The organism is Amycolatopsis sp. (assembly GCF_035546795.1).
In the GTDB taxonomy this organism is placed as follows: domain Bacteria; phylum Actinomycetota; class Actinomycetes; order Mycobacteriales; family Pseudonocardiaceae; genus Amycolatopsis_E.
In genome coordinates this window covers 131,369-154,366 of sequence record NZ_DASZWC010000026.1, presented here as the reverse complement: position 1 = coordinate 154,366, position 22,998 = coordinate 131,369, and the positions used below count along the sequence as shown (strand labels likewise).

Genomic DNA, 22,998 nt, shown 5'->3' with positions numbered 1-22,998 from the left:
CCCGGATTGTGACCACTGACTTTCGTCGGGTTTTCGTTCCGATTCGACCGTTTGCCGGGTAGGTTCCTCTCACCCTTTGGTGAGGAGGAGTTTTCCTTGAGAAGAACCAGGTTGCTCGTCGCCGCGCTCGTGCTGCCGCTGCTCGGCGGGCTCGCGGTCGCGGGTCCGGCCGCCGCGGCACAACCGCAGCTTTCCGGCGCGACCACGGAGTTCACCGTCCTGACCGCGGCAGGCCAGAGCGTGGTCGCCGCCGAGCAGGCGATCCGGACCGCCGGTGGCACGGTCTTGCACAGCAACACCGCGGTCGGCCTGATCACCGCGAGCGCACCGGCCAACGGCTTCGTCGAGCGCGTCTCGGCCAGCGGCGCGGTCTACGGCGCGGCCAAGGCCACCTCGATCGGCCAGGCGCCCAAGGACAAGGCGGTCACGAAGCCGAACGCCGTGGAGAAGGAATCCGGCGGCAAGGCCGGGACGTCGCCGGCGGCCAAACCGGTGGGCACCGACCCGCTGGACAGTGAGCTCTGGGGTCTCAAGTCCGTGCGCTCGGACCTCGCCCGCACCGTGCAGCCTGGTGACAAGCGGGTCAAGGTCGGCGTGATCGACACCGGCGTCGACGGCTCACACCCGGACATCGCGCCGAACTTCGACGCCGCCGACTCCCGCAACTTCACCCGCGACATCCCGACGGACGAAACGGGCGCCGTCGTGGACGGGCCATGCGAGTACCGCGGCTGCGTGGATCCCGTGGACCACGACGACAACGGGCACGGCACGCACGTGGCAGGCACGATCGCCGCGTCCGCCAACGGTTTCGGCATTTCCGGGGTGGCGCCGGGCGTGACTCTGGTGAACATCCGCGCCGGGCAGGACTCGGGATACTTCTTCCTCCAGCCGACAGTCGATGCGCTCACCTACGCCGGTGACGCGGGCATCGACGTGGTCAACATGAGTTTCTACGTGGACCCGTGGCTGTACAACTGCGCGAACAACCCGGCCGACACCGCCGAGCAGCAGCTCGAGCAGCGCACCATCGTCGAGGCCGTGACCCGCGCGCTGAACTACGCCTACGGCAAGGGCGTCACTTCCGTTGTCGCACTGGGGAACGAGCATTCGGACCTCGGCTCGCCGCAGCCGGACGCCACGAGCCCGGACTACCCCGCCGACGCGGCCTACGACCGTTCGATCGACAACGCGAGCTGCCTGTCCATGCCCACCGAGGGCCCGCACACCATCGGCGTGGGCTCGTTCGGTCCTTCGGGTGCGAAGGCTGATTACTCCAACTACGGCACGGAGCAGATTTCGGTGTCCGCGCCCGGCGGGTACTACCGCGACGGGTTCGGCACGGATTGGTACCGCACCAACGAGAACGAAATCCTCTCGGCGTACCCGCGAAACGTCGGGGTGGCGGAGGGCAACATCGACGCGGCCGGGAACGTGACCCCGGACGGGGCCGCGCTCGGGGTGCAGAAGGCCGTCGCGCCGGACGGCCGGGTGGGCTACTACCAGTACCTGCAAGGCACTTCGATGGCCACGCCGCACGCGACAGGTGTCGCCGCGCTGATCGTTTCCCAGTACGGCAAGCCCGGCAAGGGCGGGTTCGGGCTGAGCCCGGACGCGGTGCAGCGGGTGATCGAGGGGACGGCCGCGCACATCGCGTGCCCGGTGCCGCGCACGGTCGACTACCTCGACGAGGGCCGCGACGCCTCATACACCGCCACGTGCACGGGTTCGGCGTCGTTCAACGGCTTCTACGGGCACGGTGCCGTGGATGCCTACGCCGCCGTGACACATGGTTCTTCCTACGTCCACTGAGTCTTTCCGTTGCGGGGGCCGGTTTCCGGATTGTCCGGGAACCGGCCCTCCGCCGTTCCCGTAGTCGGGCGGCACACCTGCGTGTTCCGGCTCCGGCGGGGTCGGCGTCGTGTCGGTGCCCCTCCCCAGGATCTGTGGATGCGCAAACTGCGAAGAACCACAGTTGCCGGCGCGATTTCGGCGCTGGGATTGGCATTGCTGCCAACAGCGGCCGCGGCGGCGGACACTCCTTCGCCGGACGGCGCCTGGTCGGTGACATCCGTCGGCGGCGCGTATCAGCTCACCCTCAAACTCGACCAGCGACTGCAAACCCGTGACGCGGCACCGGAAATCGCGGTCGACGGCCGTTCGCTCGGCGCCGCGCAGCAGTCGGCGGACGGCCGGACGCTCACCCTCGTCACCGCGGATCCGGCGGCCGCGCACCCGTCGTCGGTGCGGCTGGCGTGGAACGGCGTGGTGCCGGGCACGAACACCACGAATGCCGCCTCCACGGCGGAAGTGGCGGCCGGGACCCGATCACGTCCGAACCTTCGGCCAAGGGCGGCTACCAGGTCACCCGCGCCGACTACGACTTCGGTGACACCGCGCTGAACCTGTCCGGCGTGAGCAACCTGCCGGTGGAGGAGCGTGCCGCGGTCTGGGTGCCGGACGGCGCGTCCGGGCAGCGGCCCGTGGTGGTGTTCCTGCACGGACGCGAGGATGCCTGCCAGAACCCGGACACCAAGGAACTCGACAACGCGAACTGGCCGTGCACCAACGGATTCCAGCCGGTGCCGAGCGATCTCGGCTACGCGGAATCGGCCGAGACACTGGCCGGCCGGGGTTATGTCGTCGTGTCGATCAGCGCGGACGCGATCGGCGTCTACGACCAGACCGCCGCGGACGACCGTGGTGGCTCGGCGCGTGGTCAGCTCGTGCTGACGCACCTGGATCTGCTGGCGAAGGCGAACGCCGGCACGGCCACCGGGATGAGTTCGCTGTTGAAGGGCAAGCTCGATCTCTCCAATGTCGGGCTGATGGGCCACTCGCGAGGCGGCGACGGCGTGGTGAAGGCGTCCCTGCTCAACGCCGCTCGCCCGAGCCCGTACGGGATCAGGGGTGTGCTGGCGATCGCGCCGATCGACCGCACCCGCCCGGCGCTGCCGGACGTGCCGCTGGCCGTGCTTTTGCCCTACTGCGACGGGGATGTCTCCAACCAGGAGGGACAGCACTTCTACGAGGATTCCGCTACACCGACGGCTCGGACAGCGCGCTGAAGTCGTCGCTGATGGTGATGGGCGCCGACCACAATTACTTCAACGACGTGTGGACCGGGATCTACGGGGACGACTGGGACGCCTACGTGGACTCGGCCGACCCGACGTGCGGCCAGAGCCCCGCGACGAGTATCCGGCTCACGGCTGCCGAGCAGCAGCGGGTGGGTGTCGCTTACACGGCCGGGTTCTTCCGGCTGACGCTGGGCAAGGAAAGCGCTTTCCTGCCGATGTTCCAGAGTGGATCCGGCAGCAGCGTCCAGGTCGGCGCGGCGACCGTGCTGCAGGCGACGCAGTCACCCGCTTCGCAGCGGCTCGACGTGGCACCGCTGCAGGCGAGCGCGTCGAACGTCCAGTTCTCGGGCGCTGTCAACGGGCAGTACTGCGCGAGCATCGGTGGTGTCTCGTCGCAGAGCGGACTCCCGTCGTGCAGCGACTCGACCTACACGAGCCGCTTCCCGTCGTTCACGCCGCCGACGCACACGCCGAACGTGCCCGCGAGCCCGATGCTGCACCTGCAGTGGACGGGCGCCGGCACGGTCACCGCTGCGCTGCCGCGTTATGACGTCAGCAGGTACGGAGCGCTGACCGTGCGCGCCGCGCTCGACGGTGTGAGCACCGCTGCCGACCTCACGCTCACGGTGGTCGACGGCGCCGGACGCGGGCAGTCGTCGACGGTCTCGGCGCTGAGCGACGCGCTGACTTCGTTGCCGGGCAACCAGGACGTGCTGCCGAAGACCTGGCTGCGCACCGTGCGGTGGCCGGTTTCACAGCTCACGAAGGTGAACACGCGGAACATCCGGCAGATCCGCATCACCACGCCTGCCGCCGCGAGCGGGGTGCTGCTGTCGGATCTGGCGTTCAGCAACGCGGCCGTCGGCACCGGCGCTCCGACCACGCTGCCGCAGCTGTCGGTGACGAGTACGACGGCGGCCGAGAACGCGGGCCAGGCCACCGTGACGGTCGCACTGTCGAAGGCGAGCGCTGTACCCGTGACCGTGCACCTGCAAGCGCTTTCCGGCGGCACGCAGATCACCGCCGCGGCGCAGCAGGTGGTGATCCCGGCCGGGCAGACCAGCGCGGCCGTGCGGGTGCCGGTGGTGGAGAACGCCGTTGTGGACGCCACGGCGGACACCAGGTACGAGGTCGTCCTCGGCTACCCGACGAACGCCGTTACCGGCCAGAACACCGCGTACATCACCGTCCACGACGACGAGTCCTGACGCGGCACCGGGGGTTTCGCCGATTCGGTGAAACCCCCGGTGTTCCCCGGTCTAGCCGCCAAGGCTGCCCTTCGAACCGGATCAGCGATTACTGCTGTTCACCACGAATTCCCCGAGATCCTTCGACTGCTGCACCCGCGAAGGTTCGTGGACATACATCATGTGCCCGGCCGGGTAGTACGCCGATTCCACGTTTTCCCGCAGTTCCTCGGGAATCACCAGATGCGCCAGCACGCTTTCCGCCGCGTAATACGGGGTCGCACCGTCGTAATAACCCAGCGCGACATGCACCTTGAGATGCGGGTTCGCCCGCATCGCCGAACTGAGCGCGTCCACCGCCGAAACCGAGCGGCCCTCGAACTCCGAATACGACCAGTTCCGCACGACGTCCATCGCGAGCAGTTCGTACGGCAGATCGTTGACGTATTCCAGTTCGTCCCGTACGTAATGGTTGAACCCCGCCGAATACGCGCCGATGATCCGCGAAATCGAGGCGTCGTCGCTCATCTGCTCCCGGCCGCCGTCCGGTTCCCAGGTGGTGAACCGGCCGTCCATCCGGCCGGTCGTCAGCCCCTGGTCGCGCAGCAGTTCGGTGAAGAACCGGATGTGCTCGATCCGCAGGTTCACCCTGTCCACATAGGACTCTTCCAGCCCGGTGAGCGAAGCCAGCGTCTGCACGGCCTCGGCGCGCTCCTCGGGCGACAAACGCGCGCCGCGCTCCAGCGCCCACGGCAGCTCGCGCGACGCGAACTCCTCGGCGTCGGCGAGCACATCGTCGAGCGGGCGCTCGCCGTGCCGGCCGTGGTAGTGCGCGATCGCCGCGTACGTCGGCACGTACAGCGGGTACGGCTTGTCGTTGCCCTCGGCGAACCGGATCGTGCCCATGTCCAGCACGCTGCTGATCAGCATCACGCCGTTGAGGTAGAGCCCGTGCCGTTCCTGCAGATGGTTGGCCAGCGCGGCGGCGCGCAGCGTGCCGTAGGACTCGCCGGCGAGATACTTGGGGGAGAGCCAGCGGCCGTTGCGCGAGGTCCACAGCCGGATGATCTCGCCGACGGACTCGATGTCGGGCGTGAAACCCAGGTAGTCCTTCGCCTTCTCGCCGGTCGCCGCGCGCGAGTAGCCGGTGGAAACCGGGTCGATGAAGACCAGATCACTGTGTGCCAGCAGGGTTTCCGGGTTGTCGGCCAGCCGGTACGGCGGCGGCTCCGGGCTGTCCACGTCGCCGGAGACCACCCGCCGCGGCCCGAGCAGACCCATGTGCAGCCACACGCTCGCCGAGCCGGGACCGCCGTTGAACGCGAACGTGACCGGCCGGGAACCGGGTTCGGCGTCGTCGAGGGTGTACGCGGTCAGGAACACCTCGGCCTTGGGCAGGTGACCGTCGAACTTCCCGTCCGTGCTCACTTCCTTGCGCAGCACGATGCGCCCGGTCTGTGCCGTATACGCGAGCTTGCGGCGCTTGATCGTGATCGTGTGGCTCGTGGTGACCAGGTCGTCGGTCGGCTCGGGTGGCCGCTCTTCGCCGTTCTCCTCGGCTTTGGTGTCTTCGGGCATGCGTCGAATCTATCGACGGGAGGCGACCTAGGCTGGCCGGGTGAGCGCTTTGGCAGAACTCGACGAAGCGGTGTCCGGTTGCCGCCGGTGCCCGCGGCTTGTCGAGTGGCGCGAGCATGTTGCAGCCACCAAGCGCGCCGCCTTCGCGAGCGAGACGTACTGGGGCCGTCCCGTGCCGGGCTTCGGCCCAGACGGCGCCGCGCTGGCGATCGTCGGACTCGCGCCGGCCGCGCACGGCGGCAACCGCACCGGCCGGATGTTCACCGGCGACCGTTCCGGCGACGTGTTGTTCCAGGCCCTTTACGACGTCGGCCTCGCCTCGCAGCCGCAGTCGACGCGGCTCGGCGACGGCTTGGAGCTCCGCGGAACCCGGATCACCGCCCCGGTTCACTGCGCGCCCCCGGACAACAAACCCACGCCCGGTGAACGTGACGAATGTCGCCCCTGGCTGGTGCGGGAGCTGGAGTTGCTGCGCCCGACCCTGCGGGCCGTCGTGGTGCTCGGTGCTTTCGGCTGGCAGGCGCTGCTACCGGTGCTCGACGCCGTCTGGCCGGTCCCGAAACCACGCCCGAAATTCGGCCACGGCGCGGAAATCGTGCTCCCCGGGAACCCGGGGCTGAGTGTTTTCGGTTGTTTTCATCCCTCGCAGCAGAACACTTTCACGGGCAGGCTCACCCCAGCCATGCTGCGGGAGGTTCTCAGCCGTGCCGCTGACGTGGCCGGACTCGGCCGAGCAGCTGTCTGAATCGTTTCGCCCTGCCACGCGACCGGGGTCACAGCTGGTTGGGGTGCACGAGCGGATGTCAAGCGACGGTGGGAAGATGCTGCTATGGCCGTAGCGAAGTCGGAACCGACCCGGATCTTGATTCTGGGCGGTGGTTACGTCGGGCTCTATACCGCGTTGGGACTCCAAAAGAAGCTCCGCGCCAATGAAGCGTCCGTCACCATTGTGGATCCCCAGCCCCACATGACGTACCAGCCCTTCCTTCCGGAAGCGGCTGCCGGCGCCATCGAGCCGCGGCACGTGGTCGTGCCGCTGCGGCGGGTCCTGAAGCGTTGCCACGTGCTGACCGCACGCGTCAACAAGATCGAGCACGAGCGCAAGTCCGTCACGGTCGAGGCCGCCGACGGGCACATCGAGCAGCTGAACTACGACGTGCTCGTGGTCGCGCTCGGTGCCGTCGCCCGGCTGCTGCCCATCCCCGGTCTCGCCGAAGAGGGCATCGGCATCAAGACCATCGGCGAGGCGATCTACCTCCGCAACCACGTGCTGACCAAGCTCGACCAGGCGGCCAGCACGCTGGATCCGGAGCTGCGCAAGCGGTTGCTGACGTTCACCGTCGTCGGCGGCGGGTTCGCGGGCATCGAGGCGCTCGCCGAACTCGAGGACATGACCCGCTTCGCGACGCGGTACTACGAGAACATCGAGCCGAAGGACATCCGCTGGGTGCTCGTCGAGGCGGCCGGCCGGATCCTGCCCGAGGTGCGCGAGACCCTCGGCGTGTGGACGGTCGAGCAGCTCGAACGGCGCGGCATCGAGGTCTACCTGTCGACAGCGGCGAAGTCGTTCGAGAACGGGCGCGTCACGCTGTCCGACGGCACGGAGTTCGAGAGCGACACCATCATCTGGACGGCCGGTGTGAAGGCCAACCCGGTGCTGGCCAACTCCGACCTGCCGGTCGACAAGCGCGGCCGCGTCGAGGCGACGGCGGCCCTGCAGGTTGTCGGCCACCCCGACGTGTGGACGGCTGGTGACAACGCGGCGGTGCCGGACCTCTCGCGCACCGAGCAGGACCCGACGGCCACGTGCCCGCCCAACGCCCAGCACGCGGTGCGGCAGGCGCGCGTGCTCTCGGCGAACATCATCCGCGTATTGCGCGGTGGACAGCCGAAGGACTACTTCCACAAGAACCTGGGTGCCGTGGCCGGGCTCGGCCTGCACAAGGGTGTGGCGGATGCGCTGAACCTGAAGATCAAGGGCTTCCCGGCCTGGGTCTTCCACCGCGCATACCACCTCAAGGCGATGCCCACCTTCAACCGCAAGGCGCGCATCCTGCTCGACTGGACCCTCGGCGGTCTGTTCCGGCGCGAGGTCGTTTCGCTGGGCCAGATCAACAACCCGAAGGAAGAGTTCGCCAGGGCGTCCAAGTCCTGACGGTTCGGGGCGCCGCAGTAGTCTGTGCGGTGCCCCGGTAGCCCAATCGGCAGAGGCAGTCGACTTAAAATCGACGCAGTGCGGGTTCGAGTCCCGTCCGGGGCACGTCATTCACCACGCGGGCGGTGCCGGTGCGTCAAGCGGGGTCCAGCCCGAGCTCGGCCCAGCGACGTCCGTCCGCCCAGTCGCCGATCAGCAGGCCGTCGCCGACCTCGGCGATCACCACCGAGCCGCCCGTCGTTTCGAGCACGAAACCCGCTTCGGCGCCATGTGCTCGGCAGGTCAGCGGGGTGACTCGCACGATCTCGTGCCCGACCAGCCCGGCGAGTGGCTCCGGCGCCATGTCCTCGATGTTGACCTTCGCGCCGAATTCGGGCACTTCGTAATGTGCGTGTGGCGAACTCCGGTACAACCGGATGCCGGAGAGCGTGTGACACCGCATCGATCCGAATCCGTCGACGCGAATCCAGACATGCACGAGATCACGCACATTGGCCGCGTCCATCACGAACCAGCCGGCTGTCGCACCGGTCAGCGTCCTGCCGACCAGGTCGCGGGGCTCCACCTCCAGCATGCCCCGATCTTGCCTGGTTCAGTGGCGCGGTTTGTGGGTTTTCCCGTGATTCCCCTTGTTCTGCTGCCCGGGGTAGCCACCGGAGCCCGGCCATCCGGTCGGAATCGGGATCTGCGCGGGAATCTTCGTCATCACGGCCGGCGGCTTCGCGGCCTTCTTCGTGGCCGGCGCCGAAGTCTTTTTCTGCGTGTTCGGCAGAGTGCCGCTGATCTTGCCCTGGTCGGGCTGCCGCTCCGCGGTGCTGGCCGGCGCCGGGATTTCGGCTGTGCCGGTCGGCGTGGCGGCGGCGAGCAGCGCGACCTGCCCACCTACCGGAGCGGAGAGGTTCGACAGCGCGTCCCTCGCCGGATCGCTGCCGTGCCCGGGAACGGGGCCCGCGTTGACCGGCCCGTCATGCGACGGTGTCTGCGCGCTGGCCAACGCCCAGCCACCGACCAATACCGCGCCGGCAAAGGCCAGGCCGGCGATTTTGCGCCCGGCGCGGCTCTTCTCCTTCGGCGGCTCCGCGACCGCAGCCGTCTCGGCGAGGGGCTCAGCGAGAAGCGCCGCGACGGTCGATTCGTCGTAGCGGTACTGGATCTGAATGGTCGCGTCTTCGAGCGGCGGCCGTGCCGGCTCGGGGATGGGCAGCCGGGGCAACGTGCCGCCGAACTGGCCGTTCTCGGCCTCGACGCGGCTGCGTCGATGGGGCGCGGGACTGGTGTGGGCGCCATTGCGCGCCAGCAGTTCGGCCACTGTCGTGGTCGCTGACGAGGTGTCGAGGCTGTGGGTCGCGGTCGTCACAGATCGTGCCCTTCCTGATCCTTCGTCTGGGTGAGTCACACTAACCCGCTCGAGATTTCTAGTGGTCGGCGGGCGGGCCGCGCCACCCTACAGTGGCGCGCGTCACGGCAGGGGATGAATCGAGGCGGCTCGTATGCGTGGGTGGCCCCATACTGATCGCGTGCCCGAGGACTGGATCCTGCACGTCGACCTCGATCAGTTCATCGCCGCTGTCGAGGTGATGCGGCACCCTGAGCTGCGCGGACGTCCTGTCGTGGTTGGCGGCGTGGGGGATCCGACACAGCGAGCCGTCGTGGCCACGGCCTCCTACGAAGCGCGTGAGTTCGGCATCCAGTCCGGCATGCCGCTGCGCCTGGCGGCGAAGCGATGTCCGGGCGCGGTGTTCCTCCCGGTGGACAAGCCCGCGTATGAAGAGGTCTCCGAACGGGTGATGGCGACGCTGCGTGAGTTCCCCGTGGTGGTCGAGGTCGTCGGCTGGGACGAGGCCTTCCTCGGCGTCCGGACCGAGGAGCCCGAAACGTTGGCAGCGGAGATCCAGGCAGCGGTCCAGACCGAGACAGGTCTGTCCTGTTCGGTCGGCATCGGCGACAACAAACTGCGCGCGAAGCTCGCCACCGGATTCGGCAAACCGGCGGGGATTTACCGGCTCACCAAGGAGAACTGGGACGAGGTGATGGGCGGGCTGCCAACGGAGGCACTGTGGGGGATCGGTCGCAAAACCGCGAAGAAGCTGGCCGAGCTGGGCGTGCATACCGTCGATGAGCTGGGCCGGAGCGATCCACAAGAGCTGGCCGAACGGTTCGGGCCGACGATGGGTCCGTGGTACCGAATCCTCGGTCTCGGCGTCGGCGATCGGGAGGTCACCGCGACCCCATACGTGCCGCGATCCCGAAGCCGCGAGGTGACCTATCAGCACAACCTCTCCGATCCTGTCGAGATCAGTCGCGAGGTGGCAACGCTGGCAAGGCGGGTGGCCGAGGACGTGGTCGCCGAAGGGCGCCCCGCCGTGCGCGTCGGCGTGAAGGTGCGCTTCGCGCCCTTCGTGACGCAGACCCGAAGCAGCACTTTGCCGGGCCCGACAAGCGACGCGGAAGACATCGAGAAGGCGGCGCTGGCGGTGCTGGCGCGCTTCGAGGACAGCCGGCCGATTCGGCTGTTAGGAGTACGGGCTGAATTCGGAACAGCCTGATACATCCCTTTTGTCGGGTAGGTTAGAAAATAATCACCGGTAAGAGTGGTTCGGCGAACGCCGCCGAAATAGGGTCTACAGGCATGGCAGAGTCGTCATCCGGGACCGGTGCGCGTCAGCGCCTCACCTCCGATCAGCGGAACTCGTTCCTCGCCGCAGTGCTCGGCTGGACGATGGACGCGTTCGACTACTTCATCGTGGTCTTCGTCTACGCCGACATCGCCAAGAGCTTCGGGATGCAGAAGTCCGAGGTCGTCTTCATCACCACCGCCACGCTGATCATGCGGCCCGTCGGGGCATTGCTGTTCGGGCTGTGGGCGGACCGGATCGGCCGCCGGATCCCGTTGATGGTCGACGTCATCTTCTATTCGGTGGTCGGTTTCCTCTGTGCTTTCGCGCCGAACTTCACCGTGCTGCTGATCCTGCGGCTGCTGTACGGCATAGGCATGGGTGGCGAATGGGGGCTCGGCGCCGCGCTCGCGATGGAGAAGATTCCGACCAAACGTCGTGGGTTCTTCTCGGGAGTGCTGCAGGAGGGGTACTCGTTCGGCTACCTGCTCGCTTCGCTGGCTTCCTTGGTGATCCTCGACTGGGCCGGGCTGTCGTGGCGGTGGCTGTTCGCCTTGAGTGTCATTCCGGCGCTGATCAGCCTGATCATCCGGGCCAGAGTGAAGGAGTCGGAGGTGTGGGAGTCCGCGCGGGAGAAGATGCGCGTCACCCGCACCTCGGTCAAGGACATCCTGCTCGACCCGAAGATCATCCGCCGGTTCATCTACCTGGTGCTGCTGATGACGGCGTTCAACTGGATGAGCCACGGCACCCAGGACGTGTACCCGACTTTCCTGTCGGCGCACGGAAACGGCGGCGCGGGGCTGTCCACCACGACGGCCACCTGGATCGCGGTCATCTACAACGTCGGCGCCATCGCCGGCGGGCTGATCTTCGGCTCGCTGTCGGAACGGTTCGGCCGCCGGTACACGATCGCGTTCTGCGCGGTGCTCGGGCTGCCGATCGTGCCCTTGTTCGCGTTCTCGACGACGGCGGCGATGCTCTGCCTTGGGGCCTTCCTGATGCAGCTCATGGTGCAGGGGGCGTGGGGTGTCATCCCGGCGCACCTGACCGAGATGTCGCCGGACGCCATCCGCGGGTTCTACCCGGGCGTGACCTATCAGCTGGGCAACTGCCTGGCTGCGTTCAATTTGCCGATCCAGGAGGCGCTGGCCGCGAGCCACGGATATCCGTTCGCGCTGGCCGCGACGATCATTCCGGTGCTGATCGTGGTCGCCGTCCTGACGCTGGTCGGCAAGGAGGCCAAGGGCATCAGCTTCGGCACGGACCGCACCGCGACCGCGCCGGCTTCCGCCGAGGGCTGATTTTCGGCGTTAGAGTTCCGGCATGGTGGCTGCGGAATGGGCGGAAGGCGTGCGCACGGGCCGGCTCGACCCCGTGTTGCTGACGGAAAAGGTGCTGCACGGGATCGAGGCCGCCGACCGCGTCGTCGGCGCGTTCCGCAAGATCCGAACGGTCGAGGCGCTGGCCGAGGCGCAAGCGCTTGCCGCGCGGCCCGACCTCGGTGATCTTCCGCTCGCCGGGGTACCGGTCGCGGTCAAGGACGTCGCCGAGGTGAGCGGTGAATACGCGTCCTGGGGCTCGGCTGCCGTGCCGGCCAGGTCGGCGACCGAGGATGCCGAGATCGTCCGGCGGCTTCGCGCGGCAGGCGCGGTGATCGTCGGCCTGACACGAGTGCCGGAGCTGTGCATCTGGCCGATGAGCGATGCACCTGAGGGGATCGCCCGCAACCCGTGGAACCCGGCATACACGGCGGGCGGCTCATCCGGCGGCAGCGCTGCCGCGGTCGCCGCCGGACTGGTGCCCTTCGCGCACGGCACCGATGGCCTCGGCTCCATCCGGCTGCCCTCCGCCATGTGTGGCCTGGTCGGGATCAAGCCGGGCGCGGATCTGTTGAGCGAAAGCGGTTGGTACGGCATGTCCGCGCACGGCAGCCTCGCCACGACGGTCGCCGACGCCGCATTGTTGTTGTCCGTTCTCGCCGACCGGCCGGCCTTGGCCGAAGTCAGCGAGCCGGGCCCGTTGCGTGTCGCGGTTTCCACGGATGTGCCGCTCACGCATGCCCCGATCCCGAAGCCACTGCGCGATGCGCTCTTTCGCACTGCGGATCTCCTTGTGACACAAGGACATTCCGTCGAGCGCGCCACACCGGAGTATGGGCTCGAGGCGACGCTCGGCATCCTCACGCGATGGTTCGGCGGTCCGTCCGAACAGGCCGACGGGCTGGATGAGCGATTGCTGCAGCCGCGCACCCGGACGCAGGTGCGCCTCGGCCGCGCGCTGCGGCAGGCGAAGTTGATCCGGCCGGGCACGAGGGACCGCTGGCTCAAACGCGCGCATCGCTTCTTCGAGGACCACGACGTCCTGGTGACCCCGGCGCTAGCGACCCTGCCCCCGAAGGCCGAGCGCTGGCACACCCGCTCCTGCCTGGCGAACGCCCTGCCGTCGATCCGTGTGGCGGGTTTCGCGGGCCTGTGGAACCTGGCGGGTTTCCCCGCGATGACCGTACCGGCCGCCCGCCATCCGAACGGGTTGCCCATCGGAGTCCAGCTGGTAACCACCCCAGGCGGCGAGTCCCGCCTCCTGGGCCTCGCCGCGCAGCTGGAGCGTTTGAATCCTTGGCCGCGCCTGCCGTAGAGCGTCGTGGCCCGCCGGCTGGCTGGTTGCCTGGCCGGCTTGCGGCCGCGGTGGCTCGTGATCTGGCCGCGGTGGCTCGCGATGTGGCCGGCCTGGGCTGGCTCGAGTGGCTGGCTTGAGGCTTGGCCGGCTTGGCTGGCTTGGGGCTTGTCTGGCGCGCGATGTGGCCGACCCGCGATGTGGCTTGGCCCGCGATCTGGCTTGCGGCTGGCTGGCCCCGCGATCTGGCTGCCCCGCGATCTGGCTTGCGGCTGGCTGGGCTGCGACGTGGCTGGCTTGCGGCTTGCCTGGCTCGCGGCCTGGCCGACTCGCGATGTGGCTGGCTTGCGGCCGCGGTGGCTCGTGATCTGGTTTGGCGCGCGGCCGCAGTGACTCGCGGGCCAGTGATCTCGCGAGTTCGATGCCCCTGATCCGCCGCCCTTGCCGATCTGCCGGATCTCCGCCGCCAGCGACCCGGTGCTTTGACCTGCCGGTCCGGCGGGTCCACACTTCCGGTCAGCCGGTCAGCCGGTCAGCCGGTCAGCCGGTCAGCCGGTCAGCCGGTCAGCCGGTCAGCCGGTCAGCCGGTCAGCCGGTCAGCCGGTCAGCCGGTCAGCCGGTCAGCCGGTCCGGCGGTCCGGCGGTCCGGCGGTCCGGCGGATGGCGCGTCCGCTCCCGCTCGCCAGGCAGGGCCCTCCCTCAGCGCCGCTTGGACCCGGCAGGTTCAGGTTTCTCGCCAGAGGTCTTGGCGTCGTCCTTGTCCGTCGTCTCGGGCTGCCTGGCCGGTTTCGTCGCGGGCTTGGCGGCAGGCGACGTGGCCTGTTTGGTAGCGGTGGCCGCAGTCGCACCCCGGCCGACTGCCGCCGGCTTCGTCGCGGCCGACCTGGTCGGCGGGTCGATGGATTCCGTCGCCCTGCTCATGTTCACGACGGATTCGTCCCGCAACGGCTCAAGCGAGGACTGGCTGCGCGCCAGCACCTCGTTCGCCCGCCGGAGCCGGGCCACGGCCTGCTCGCTCAGCCCGTTGAGCCGCTGAACCTTCCGCTCGGCATCATTTTCGCGCCGCTCGGCGTGCGCGGTCGCTTCCGAGACCAGGCGCTTCGCCCGTGTTGTCGCTTCGTCTACGAGCCGTTTCGCTTCTGCGGTCGCCTCGGCGATCCGCCGCTCAGCCTGGTTCTTGCTCGCCGTCTGCTGGTCGGCGATGTGTTTCTCGAGTTGGCTGCGCTGGGACGCCATGGACGTCTCGAAGTCGTGCTCGATGGTCCGGCGCTTGCGTTCAGCTTCGATGTCCATTGCGGTGCGCCGCTGAGCCGCCTCGGTGGTCAGCTTGCGCACCTCGTTCTTGGTGGCGTCGAGCGCGTTCTTGTGTTCGGCTTCCAGCGCTTCGGCGTGCGATTCAAGAGCGGAGATCAACGTCTGGTAGCGCTCCCGAAGCCGGCTCGATACGTCGGTGCTCTTCGCCCAGTGCTCCTCCGCCGCGACCTGCGCCCGGCTCACGATCTCTTCGGCGCGAGCGTTCGCGAGATCGACGGTGCGCTGCATCCGCTCGTCAAGATCCTCGACGCGCTCCGGTGGCCGCTTCAGCTCTTCCACGCGGTTGCGCAGCCGCGTGATCTCGGCACGCGCGTTTTCCAGCTCCCGCGACATCGTGCTCGCCTGCGCGCGGGCAGCATCACGGTCGGCCATGACGCGCCGCAGGTTCGCCTCGACGTGATCGAGGTACTGCAGCACCTGGCCGCGGTCGAAACCGTGCCACACCTGGTTGTATTCACGCTTCAGCGGGAGGAGGGCGTTGTCTCGCTCGGGAACCATATCGAAGAAGGTACCCGCGTACAGGGTGTTAGTGCTGTCAGGTCAGAACGTGTCTGAGCTTTTTGGACTCACCAGTGGAAGCCGCGCGTGAGCTTGATCAACCTGGTGGCGGCTCTGGACAGGTGCTGTTCGCCCTTACCCAGCTTGATCTGTCCCGTGCCCCCGGCTGCCGCCGAGTCCGGGAAAATCCGGAAACCCTCGTACGCCACCGTGTCGACGAGACCGGGCAGCAAAGTGTAAGCCGCCTGGATGAGGTACCCCTCGGGCGTTCCGATGTGTTTCGGCCGTTCTTTCAGTGCCCGCAACACCATGTCCGCAGCCTGGTTCGGTGATTTCGTCGGAAACGCGTCATAGATCTTGGTTGGCCGGATCATCGGCGTGCGGACGAGTGGCATGTGGATGGTCGTGAAGGTGATCCCGTCACCGTGTGTCTCGGTCGCCGCGATCTTGCTGAAGTAGTCCAGTGCCGCTTTTGACGCTACGTAAGCAGAGAACCGGGGAGCGATGCCCTGCACGCCGATCGACGACACGTTCACGACGTGTCCGAACTTGCGCTCGGACATGTGCGGCAGAACCGCGAGGATCAGTCGCACCGCGCCGAAGTAGTTGATCGCCATCGCGCGCTCGTAATCGTGGAACCTGTCGTACGACAGCTTGATCGACCGCCGGATCGAGCGGCCCGCGTTGTTGACCAGCATGTCGATCCGGCCGTGTTCGTCGAGAATCTGCTTGACCAGCTTGTTGATCGCCTCCTCGTCGGTCAGGTCGACCGGGTATACCGCTGCCGAACCACCGGCCGCGATGATCTCGTCTCGGACCTCCTCCAATTCGTGCTGGCGTCGCGCTACCAGCAGCGGCACACCGCCTTCGGCCGCCACCTTCAGCGCGGTGGCGCGCCCGATCCCCGACGATGCCCCGGTGATGATCACCCGTCGGCCGTCGAGCTCACCCCGATTCCCGTGCTGGCGTGCCCGGAACGGGTCCAGATGTTCACGCCAGTACCGCCACAGCACCGGTGCGTAGTTCTCGATTCGCGGTACTTCGATTCCGGAAGACGCGAGCTCCTTCCGAGTGGCTGTCGTGGCGAACACCGAAGGAAACGACATCGTTTCCAACAGCACCGGCGGAATACCGAGCCGTGCCAAGAACGCGTCCCGGACGATCGACACGCCCGGCACATGCTCCGCCAGTTTCACCAGGCGCAGAAGCCCTTGCGACAACCGCGGGTCCAGCTCCACATTGACGGTCGGCGCCCCGGCCGCCCTGGCGAGAGCGTTGTACACGCTCACCACGGACTGGGGTTCCGGGCTCACGAGGTGGAAGGCGCAGCCGTCCAGGTTGGGCCTGCCCACCAGCGCAAGCAATGCCTCCGCCACATAGTCGACCGGAACGATGTTCGTGTCCCCGAGGTCCGGGCCCGCCAACGGCACGTTCGGCAGCCGGTTCAGTTTGTCGATGGCGGTGAACAGGTAATACGGACCGTCCACTTTGTCCATCTCGCCGGTCTGCGAATGCCCGACCACCACTGCCGGCCGATACACCCGCCATGGCACGTCATGTTGCTGGCGCACAAGCCGCTCGGCCTCGAACTTCGTCCGGTGGTACGCGGTCGGCAATCGCTGGCCGACATCGAACATGTCCTCGGTGAACACGCCCTCGTGATCACCAGCCACTGCGACCGACGACACGTGGTGCAGACAACCTGCCTTGATGTCCGCGGCGAGGTCGATGACGTTTCGGGTTCCGTCCACATTGGCCCGGATGCTCGTCTCGTCATCGGCCGTGATGTCGTACAGGGCCGCCAGGTGCACCAGGTGGTCGATCCGCTCTCGGAGGTCTTGCCGAATCTCGTCACTGACCCCGAGCCGCTCGGCGGAAAGATCCCCCGTGACCAGCGTGACCCGGTCCGGGTTCGGCCACCCGTTGACCAGCCTCTCCAGCCGTGCTCTGGATGCTTCCCGCACCAGGAGGTACACCCGCTCTGTGTCCTCTCGGGCGAGCAGGAGCTGGGTGAACTGGCGACCGATCAGGCCGGTCGCGCCGGTCACTAAATAGCCGGGCATGGTGCACCCTTTCGCCGCGTTGTGCAGAGCCACTACGCATTCTGCTGCACTCGCGATGCCGAGACCATCACCACGCCCTCAGGCGACCCATTCAGCCGTGCAGCGGCCTGATGATCTCCTCAACCAGCCAACTTGCCACCCCCTTCGGGTAAGGAGCCCGCAGGCTCAACACCATGTGCCCGATACCGGCTTCGATGAGTTCGCCGATCTCCTTCCGTGAATGCGCGACGTCGTCGTACGAGACGATGTACTGCACCGACCGTGTGATTTCAGCCGGATCCCGGCCGACATCCACGCAGTGCCGGTCCAGGACCCGACTTCGTTCGATTACGACATCCACGCTGTTGTGGGGCGGCCCGGGGATGTTCCAGATGTCCGCCTGTTCGGCGACCAGCCGCAATGTCCGGGTGCCCCAGCCGCCGATCAGTAGTGGCGGCCCTGGCCGCTGGACCGGTTTCGGCTCGTTGCGGTTGTTCTTCAGCCGGTAGTAGTGCCCGGTGTAGTCGAAGACCTCCTCGGTCCACATCCGCTTGAGGATCGTGATGGTCCCCGCCAGGCGCCCGATGCCCTCGCCCGGGGGTACGAGGGGCAGTCCACATGCCTCGTACTCGGCGAGCGCCGGGTTCTCGCCTGCCACCCCGCCCGCGTCCGGGGGCTGATGAGTCCCTCCCACGCCCAGGCCCATGATCAGTCGTCCCTGCGAGATCACGTCCACCGTCGACGCGATCTTTCCCAGCACTGCCGGTTCGCGAACCCGGTTGCTGGTCACCAGTAGTCCCAGGCGCAGTCGCTCGGTCTGCGCGGCGAGGGCGCTCAGCAGAGTCCAGCCCTCGTGGACCGGGCCGTTTTTCGGGCCGGCCAGCGGGAGGAAGTGATCCCAGAGCCAGGCGTCCTCGATCTCCGGCAGGTCGTCCGCCTCCTGCCAGACCCGATGCACGTCCTCGTACCGGACGTGCATCGGGGTGGGCTTGATGCCGAACTTGATGTTCATGTCGTCAATATAGAAGATCATCAGAACTACTGACTATCAGTTTCCTGCTAGACTTGTGGTATGGTCGACGAGAAGCTCCCGGACGTGCTGGTTTCCCGCCTTGGTTACCTGCTCAAGCACGTCCAGCTGAAGTTGAGTGACGCGGTGGCGCTCGCGCTGTCGCCATTCGGCATCGACGGTCGTGAGCTGGCCGTGCTTTCGGTACTGGCGGCCGAATACCCGCTGTCGCAGCTCGAGGTAGCGGGTCGGCTCCGGGTCGACAGGACGACGATGGTCGCCCTGATCGACGCTCTGGAGGGCAAGGGATTGGTCGAGCGCCGGCGCAGTCCGGAGGACCGGCGCAAGAACATGGTCGGCCTGACCGCTGAGGGGCATGAACGACTGCTCAAGGCGGACAAGGCTCGGCAGGAGGTGGACCGTGTGTTTCTCGCACCGCTCGGCGAGGGAGACGCGGGCCGGTTGGTGCGGGATCTGCAGATCCTGCTGATGGCGGAACAGTCCTGACCGCCGACGGACTTTGGGAGCCGGCCGATTACATAGGCCGGCTGAGTGGCGAAATCTGCCGCCCGCCGTTGCTTGACAATCCGTCGAGCCGTTCCGATTCGGCGACGTTCATAGTGTGCTTGTAAACCGGCTCAGGCCGGGTCGGTGATCGCGACCCGGTTCTGCGCGTACTCGCCGCCACAGACGACGAGTACCAGCCGGTGTGTCCCGGTTTGACTGAACAGGTCCGGCGCACACTGGGCGGTTGGTCCGTGTGCAACGTGACGAGCTGGGAAATCCGATAGGTCACCGGTCTGCCGCCGGCGTCCGCGACGGCGACTTCCTGACCGATCCGGACGGTCCACAGCATGGCGAACGGGCCGTTCTGCCACCCCAGTTCACGTGTCCGGCGAACGCGGTGGCACCACGCTGGGCGCTGAGATCCGCGCCCCACCACGCCGCTTCGTCGAAGTTCCTCGATACCGGAAGAACCCCGGCGACCACAGCCTGCCGCACCAGGCGGGCGGTGCTGCCATCAGGCAGGCGGATGGTGCGCGGGGTTTGATCGGGTGCGGCTGCCTGCGTCGGGACCTGCGCCGAAGCGGGCAACGGGGAACGGTGGCTGTCGTCTGCGGCGCAGTGGTTGGGGCGGAGCCCGAGTTGGGCGCCGGAGGAGCCTTGCTTCCGGTGGTTGGTGCCTGGACGACGGTCATCGGTTCTCGCGGACTTCCTGCGATCGACCTCGCGGGTGGCCGGAGAAGCGTGGCCGCGATCAGCAATACCGGCAGGAGAAGGCTTTCCACGCCGAGAAAATAAGCCTTGGCGAGTCTCCTCCTCCTTGTTCCGGGTACATCGCTCAGTTCCGTTCGAACCGGCGGCGTGCCAGGAAACCGACCAATGCCGTTCCCGGCAATGCGACTGTTCCGAGGGCGGCGATGCTAAGTGGCGACGTGGTGGTGCTGGTCGCGGCATGGACTACGGCCGCCGGTGGGCCGGCGTCCGCCGGGATCGCCGTCGGTACCTCGTTGGGGATGTTTTCGATCGTCAACGCGAGGGTCGCTCCGGGCTGACTGTGCCGCAGGCCGAACGCGGGTCGGTGGGATCGAAAGCATCGTCGTGGCCCTCCGGAGGGCTCACCCCGATGACGCAGATCTCCTGCGGTGTCTGAAGATTCTCGGCGACCGCTTCGCCGGCCTCTCCCTCGGTGGTGTGCACGGCCGGCGTTCCATCCGGGCTCACGAGCGGCTCGCCACTTTGCCCCTGGGCGAGAGATCTGGTCCTTCGCGGTCAGCCGCAGGGCGACCCCGCTGTCCTTTGCCGCTCTTGCTGTCCGACTTCGTGATGTGGACCGATCCGGGCTGCGTTGCGCCGGCACGGTTGCTTGTGCGGTCAACTGTTTCTCGCCGCCGGTGGACACCACACGTTGGGTGTCGACGTCGATTGGAGTTTCTAGGTATGGCTTTCCCGCGGGGGCGGCGAGAGTGCTCGTGAGACGAGGTTCGGTATCGGTGGGCGTGAGTTCGATCGTCGCGGTCCCGTCTCCTGGGCCAGGCCGTTGCCCTTGGGGTTGTGCACGGTGACGGCCCATTGCGTGGCGGTGCCGATCGACTGAGGTTCCTTGGGCGCCGTCACCGACGCTGTCCAAGGGCCGCGGTTCGGCTCGGCGTCCGTGGTCAACTGCTGGACCGCCTGCTTGGCCGCGGCGGGCAGTTCGGCCAGATGTGCTGGGGCGTCGTAGGCGATGTGCCGGAAATCGAGGGCGGGGTTGAGGTCGTCGTGACCGGCGCGGGGTGGTGACGTCCACGGGTGCAGGAGATGGGCCGGCGCGGCAGCCTGGTCCGCGTCGCCGGTGTTGCCGTAGCGCAGCAAGAGACAGGAGATGTTCGCCGAGACCTCGGAAGTCAGGGCTCGCCCCGTTCGGTCCGCAGTTCGGCGCCCGGCTGATCCTGCTCGTCGGTGTCGGGCGCCTAAGTATTCGAACTGCACGCAGAACACCTGCTGCCGCCGACCAGGTAGGAGCCCAACCAGTCGTCGGACCCGGCTTTGCCGCCGTAGGACTGTCCTGGGGTTCCCAGAGCACAGAGCGCGCAGGCCGCCAGAATGCCCGCCCGGCGCGTGGCGTCCTCCCCATGAACGGCCGTCTCCTTTGGGTATCGTGCCCGACGACGGGTCAGTGACGGGCCGGATACCCCTGGTGAGGGCGACGCGAAAGAGGTTCATGGACAATCCGCCGAAGTACTGACTACCGCTGTTTACGTGTGCCGCGCCGCTCGCGCCCGCGACAGCTGGGTAAAGTCGTCTTTACTTAACGGGAACTGGTCGGCGGCCCCCACCGTTAGACCTGATGCAGGCCAGGAGATCCGGAGGATCAAGGTGCGTTCGACGAGCAACCCCGCGTTCCGCAATCTGCCCACCGGCAGGGCAGCGGGATTCGGCCAGTACGGGCCCTCCGTGGGCTTCAACCAACCGCAAGGTGGCGTGCCCGGTTATGGCATGCCGCAGGCGCCATCGGGAGCCGCTGACCGTCCGATGACGGTCGACGACGTGGTCATCAAGACCGGCATGTCACTTGCAGCCGCGCTGGTCACCGGCGTGCTCGCGGCGATCTGGGCGCAGGGGCAGGTCAACGGCGGCAGCGTGGGCGCAGTCGTGGGCGTCATGGTCGGTGCGATGCTCGTCGGCCTTGTGCTCTCGCTGGTGATGATCTTCCGGCAGAAGCCCAGCGGGCCGATGACCCTGATCTACTCGGCTGCGGAGGGCGTCTTCCTCGGTGCGCTCACCGGCATTTTCGAACTCGTGTACCCGGGGATCGCGCTGCAGGCGGTACTCGGGACCGCCGGGGTGTTCGTCGCGATGCTGGTGGTCTACAAGACCGGCGCCGTCAAGGTCACTCCCAAGCTGACCAAATGGATCATCGGGGCCACCGCGGGTGCCGCGATCCTGATGCTGCTCAACCTGGTCCTCGGCCTGCTCGGCGTCAACATGGGGCTCCGTGACGGCAGCGCGTTGGCGATCATCTTCAGCCTGGTCGTCATCGGCATCGCGGCCTTCAACTTCCTGCTCGACTTCGACATGGCCGACCGGATGATCCGCGAGGGCATGCCGTCCAAGTGGGCGTGGTTCGCCGCGTTCGGGCTGATGACGACGATGGTCTGGCTGTACCTGGAGATCCTGCGGCTGCTGTCGTACCTGCAGAACGACTAGAACTGCTGCATTCAGCAGGGGACGCTCGGTGATCGACCGGGCGCCCCCTGTCTGTTTTTCACCTTATTGGCGGGTCTCGTCAAGGGGGTTGATCACGCGGTGTTAGATGCTGGCATCTGACGTCTTTTCACATTTGTGAGGTTCGTGTGTCCCTTCCCCCTCAGCCGGGGCAGCCGACCCCGTTCGGCGCGCCGGAGCCCGCGGCAGCCGGCCAACCCGGCGCGGCTCCCGGTCATCCTGGTGCTGCGCCTGGTCAGCCCGGCAGTGTGCCAGGTCAGGGTTTTCCGCCGCCCGGTGGGCCCGGCGCCTTTCCCCCACCCGGGCAGCCTGGAGCGTTCCCGCCGCCCGGCCAGCCGATGGGAGGCTACGGCCCGCCCCCTGGGTCGCCGATCAAGCGGTCCAAGGCGAAGCTCTGGATCGCATTGGGCATCGGTGTGGTTGTCGTGGTCCTGGTCGTGATCGGCGGCATCAGCTGGTTCAAGTCCTCGCCGGACAACGCGGCCGTGGGGGATTGTCTCAACGTCAAGGAGTTCCGGAGCGGGGCAGAGCCGGACAAGGTCGACTGCGCCGACGCCTCTGCCAACGTCAAGATCGGCGTGAAGCTGGATGACGACAACGGGACTTGCCCCGACGGCGACTACGACGAGTACTCCGTGAGTGGACGGGGAACAAATTACAAGCTGTGTCTGATGCTGAACGCGCGCGATGGCGACTGCTTCGCGAACGTCTTGAGCAGCACGACGGATGGCTATAAGCGAGTCGAGTGCGCGGACCCGACCGCAGAGGTGAAAATCCTGAAGGTCGTTACCGGCCAGTCGGATCAGAGCGCATGCGATGGTTCCGACGCCGACGGGGCCTTCGTCTACTCGCAGCCTGCGACCACGATCTGTGCCGCGAAGACGGGCGGTACCGCCTGATCCTCGGCGGGTGTCCCTCCGTGTGAAGAAGCTGCCGAGGAGCGGGAACCCCGCTACGGGCGGAACCGTCCGGCGCCGCTGAAGGCATCGGCGCCCGCCCGGAGCGGGAAGTTCTGCTGAATTTTGTTTTCCCCCAAGGGAAACAGTCGGGAACTGTGCATCGCCGAGTTCGGCTCCCGGCTTCTGTTCCTGAGTGGATGCCGCTCAGGCGGCCGGCAGTGGCGGGGGCTGAACGCGAACGGAACCAAAAACGCGAATAGCCGGCCGGGCTTGCGGGCTCGGCCGGTCTATTCGGGT

General features: G+C 67.4%; 18 protein-coding genes and 1 tRNA gene. 12 read left to right on the top strand and 7 right to left on the bottom strand.

The window, feature by feature from the left end:
* Positions 1-96: 96 nt before the first annotated feature.
* The 3 genes from VHD82_RS17320 to VHD82_RS17310 all read left to right on the top strand — a co-directional run bounded on the left by VHD82_RS17320 (position 97) and on the right by VHD82_RS17310 (position 4,288).
* The gene (locus VHD82_RS17320; protein ID WP_325704272.1) at positions 97-1,812 is read left to right on the top strand and encodes a S8 family serine peptidase; all 1,716 of its coding nucleotides are present in this window, start codon (positions 97-99) and stop codon (positions 1,810-1,812) included.
* 443 nt (positions 1,813-2,255) lie between these two features.
* Positions 2,256-3,068, top strand: a complete 813-nt coding sequence (locus VHD82_RS17315) for a hypothetical protein (RefSeq protein ID WP_325704269.1) — start codon at positions 2,256-2,258, stop codon at positions 3,066-3,068.
* 11 nt (positions 3,069-3,079) lie between these two features.
* On the top strand, positions 3,080-4,288 hold the full coding sequence (locus tag VHD82_RS17310) for a hypothetical protein (protein ID WP_325704266.1): 1,209 nt from the start codon (positions 3,080-3,082) through the stop codon (positions 4,286-4,288).
* A gap of 81 nt (positions 4,289-4,369) precedes the next feature.
* On the opposite strand, the gene VHD82_RS17305 is transcribed toward VHD82_RS17310, so the two are convergent.
* Positions 4,370-5,845, bottom strand: coding sequence for a S10 family peptidase (locus VHD82_RS17305; RefSeq protein ID WP_325704263.1), 1,476 nt, complete (start codon positions 5,843-5,845; stop codon positions 4,370-4,372).
* A 40-nt stretch (positions 5,846-5,885) separates the two neighbouring features.
* Here VHD82_RS17305 and VHD82_RS17300 point away from each other — a divergent pair, with 40 nt between their 5' ends.
* The 3 genes from VHD82_RS17300 (at position 5,886) to VHD82_RS17290 (ending at position 8,105) form a co-directional block, all read left to right on the top strand.
* Positions 5,886-6,590, top strand: coding sequence for a uracil-DNA glycosylase (locus VHD82_RS17300; protein ID WP_325704260.1), 705 nt, complete (start codon positions 5,886-5,888; stop codon positions 6,588-6,590).
* A gap of 84 nt (positions 6,591-6,674) precedes the next feature.
* Positions 6,675-8,000: an NAD(P)/FAD-dependent oxidoreductase gene (locus VHD82_RS17295; protein WP_325704257.1), complete on the top strand. Its 1,326-nt coding sequence runs from the start codon at positions 6,675-6,677 to the stop codon at positions 7,998-8,000.
* 31 nt (positions 8,001-8,031) lie between these two features.
* A tRNA-Leu gene (locus VHD82_RS17290) sits at positions 8,032-8,105 on the top strand.
* A gap of 31 nt (positions 8,106-8,136) precedes the next feature.
* On the opposite strand, the gene VHD82_RS17285 is transcribed toward VHD82_RS17290, so the two are convergent.
* Together VHD82_RS17285 and VHD82_RS17280 are read right to left on the bottom strand one after the other, a co-directional pair.
* Positions 8,137-8,574, bottom strand: a complete 438-nt coding sequence (locus VHD82_RS17285) for a hypothetical protein (RefSeq protein WP_325704254.1) — start codon at positions 8,572-8,574, stop codon at positions 8,137-8,139.
* An 18-nt stretch (positions 8,575-8,592) separates the two neighbouring features.
* Positions 8,593-9,357: a hypothetical protein gene (locus tag VHD82_RS17280; protein ID WP_325704251.1), complete on the bottom strand. Its 765-nt coding sequence runs from the start codon at positions 9,355-9,357 to the stop codon at positions 8,593-8,595.
* A gap of 133 nt (positions 9,358-9,490) precedes the next feature.
* Here VHD82_RS17280 and VHD82_RS17275 point away from each other — a divergent pair, with 133 nt between their 5' ends.
* From VHD82_RS17275 to VHD82_RS17265, 3 genes are all read left to right on the top strand, one after another.
* Positions 9,491-10,546, top strand: a complete 1,056-nt coding sequence (locus tag VHD82_RS17275; protein WP_414637531.1) for a DNA polymerase IV — start codon at positions 9,491-9,493, stop codon at positions 10,544-10,546.
* Between the two features lie 83 nt (positions 10,547-10,629).
* Positions 10,630-11,919, top strand: a complete 1,290-nt coding sequence (locus VHD82_RS17270) for an MFS transporter (RefSeq protein WP_325704245.1) — start codon at positions 10,630-10,632, stop codon at positions 11,917-11,919.
* A gap of 22 nt (positions 11,920-11,941) precedes the next feature.
* Positions 11,942-13,252, top strand: coding sequence for an amidase family protein (locus tag VHD82_RS17265; protein WP_325704242.1), 1,311 nt, complete (start codon positions 11,942-11,944; stop codon positions 13,250-13,252).
* A 678-nt stretch (positions 13,253-13,930) separates the two neighbouring features.
* Here VHD82_RS17265 and VHD82_RS17260 read toward each other — a convergent pair.
* The 3 genes from VHD82_RS17260 to VHD82_RS17250 form a co-directional block, all read right to left on the bottom strand.
* A complete protein-coding gene (locus VHD82_RS17260; protein WP_325704239.1) occupies positions 13,931-15,043 on the bottom strand; it encodes a cell division protein DivIVA in 1,113 nt (370 codons plus the stop codon).
* A gap of 68 nt (positions 15,044-15,111) precedes the next feature.
* On the bottom strand, positions 15,112-17,106 hold the full coding sequence (locus tag VHD82_RS17255) for an SDR family oxidoreductase (RefSeq protein ID WP_325704237.1): 1,995 nt from the start codon (positions 17,104-17,106) through the stop codon (positions 15,112-15,114).
* A 91-nt stretch (positions 17,107-17,197) separates the two neighbouring features.
* Positions 17,198-18,097 (bottom strand): LLM class flavin-dependent oxidoreductase, encoded by a 900-nt coding sequence (locus VHD82_RS17250; RefSeq protein WP_325704235.1) that lies wholly within the window; start codon positions 18,095-18,097, stop codon positions 17,198-17,200.
* A 60-nt stretch (positions 18,098-18,157) separates the two neighbouring features.
* Between VHD82_RS17250 and VHD82_RS17245 the strand changes: the two genes are divergently transcribed.
* Positions 18,158-18,601, top strand: a complete 444-nt coding sequence (locus VHD82_RS17245; protein WP_325704232.1) for a MarR family winged helix-turn-helix transcriptional regulator — start codon at positions 18,158-18,160, stop codon at positions 18,599-18,601.
* 1,428 nt (positions 18,602-20,029) lie between these two features.
* Here the strand turns inward: VHD82_RS17245 and VHD82_RS17240 are convergent.
* Positions 20,030-20,449 (bottom strand): hypothetical protein, encoded by a 420-nt coding sequence (locus tag VHD82_RS17240; protein WP_325704229.1) that lies wholly within the window; start codon positions 20,447-20,449, stop codon positions 20,030-20,032.
* A 504-nt stretch (positions 20,450-20,953) separates the two neighbouring features.
* On the opposite strand from VHD82_RS17240, the gene VHD82_RS17235 reads away from it, so the two are divergent.
* Both VHD82_RS17235 and VHD82_RS17230 read left to right on the top strand, forming a co-directional pair.
* Positions 20,954-21,784, top strand: coding sequence for a Bax inhibitor-1/YccA family protein (locus VHD82_RS17235; protein WP_325704226.1), 831 nt, complete (start codon positions 20,954-20,956; stop codon positions 21,782-21,784).
* A gap of 443 nt (positions 21,785-22,227) precedes the next feature.
* Positions 22,228-22,701, top strand: coding sequence for an LppU/SCO3897 family protein (locus VHD82_RS17230; protein ID WP_325704223.1), 474 nt, complete (start codon positions 22,228-22,230; stop codon positions 22,699-22,701).
* Positions 22,702-22,998: the final 297 nt, after the last annotated feature.

Coding starts and splice junctions, on each gene's coding strand:
- VHD82_RS17310 (WP_325704266.1), top strand. CDS start 3,080: ATGGTGATGGGCGCCGACCACAATTACTTCAACGACGTGTGGACCGGG.
- VHD82_RS17305 (WP_325704263.1), bottom strand. CDS start 5,845: ATGCCCGAAGACACCAAAGCCGAGGAGAACGGCGAAGAGCGGCCACCC.
- VHD82_RS17295 (WP_325704257.1), top strand. CDS start 6,675: ATGGCCGTAGCGAAGTCGGAACCGACCCGGATCTTGATTCTGGGCGGT.
- VHD82_RS17285 (WP_325704254.1), bottom strand. CDS start 8,574: ATGCTGGAGGTGGAGCCCCGCGACCTGGTCGGCAGGACGCTGACCGGT.
- VHD82_RS17275 (WP_414637531.1), top strand. CDS start 9,491: ATGCGTGGGTGGCCCCATACTGATCGCGTGCCCGAGGACTGGATCCTG.
- VHD82_RS17270 (WP_325704245.1), top strand. CDS start 10,630: ATGGCAGAGTCGTCATCCGGGACCGGTGCGCGTCAGCGCCTCACCTCC.
- VHD82_RS17265 (WP_325704242.1), top strand. CDS start 11,942: ATGGTGGCTGCGGAATGGGCGGAAGGCGTGCGCACGGGCCGGCTCGAC.
- VHD82_RS17260 (WP_325704239.1), bottom strand. CDS start 15,043: ATGGTTCCCGAGCGAGACAACGCCCTCCTCCCGCTGAAGCGTGAATAC.
- VHD82_RS17255 (WP_325704237.1), bottom strand. CDS start 17,106: ATGCCCGGCTATTTAGTGACCGGCGCGACCGGCCTGATCGGTCGCCAG.
- VHD82_RS17250 (WP_325704235.1), bottom strand. CDS start 18,097: ATGAACATCAAGTTCGGCATCAAGCCCACCCCGATGCACGTCCGGTAC.
- VHD82_RS17245 (WP_325704232.1), top strand. CDS start 18,158: ATGGTCGACGAGAAGCTCCCGGACGTGCTGGTTTCCCGCCTTGGTTAC.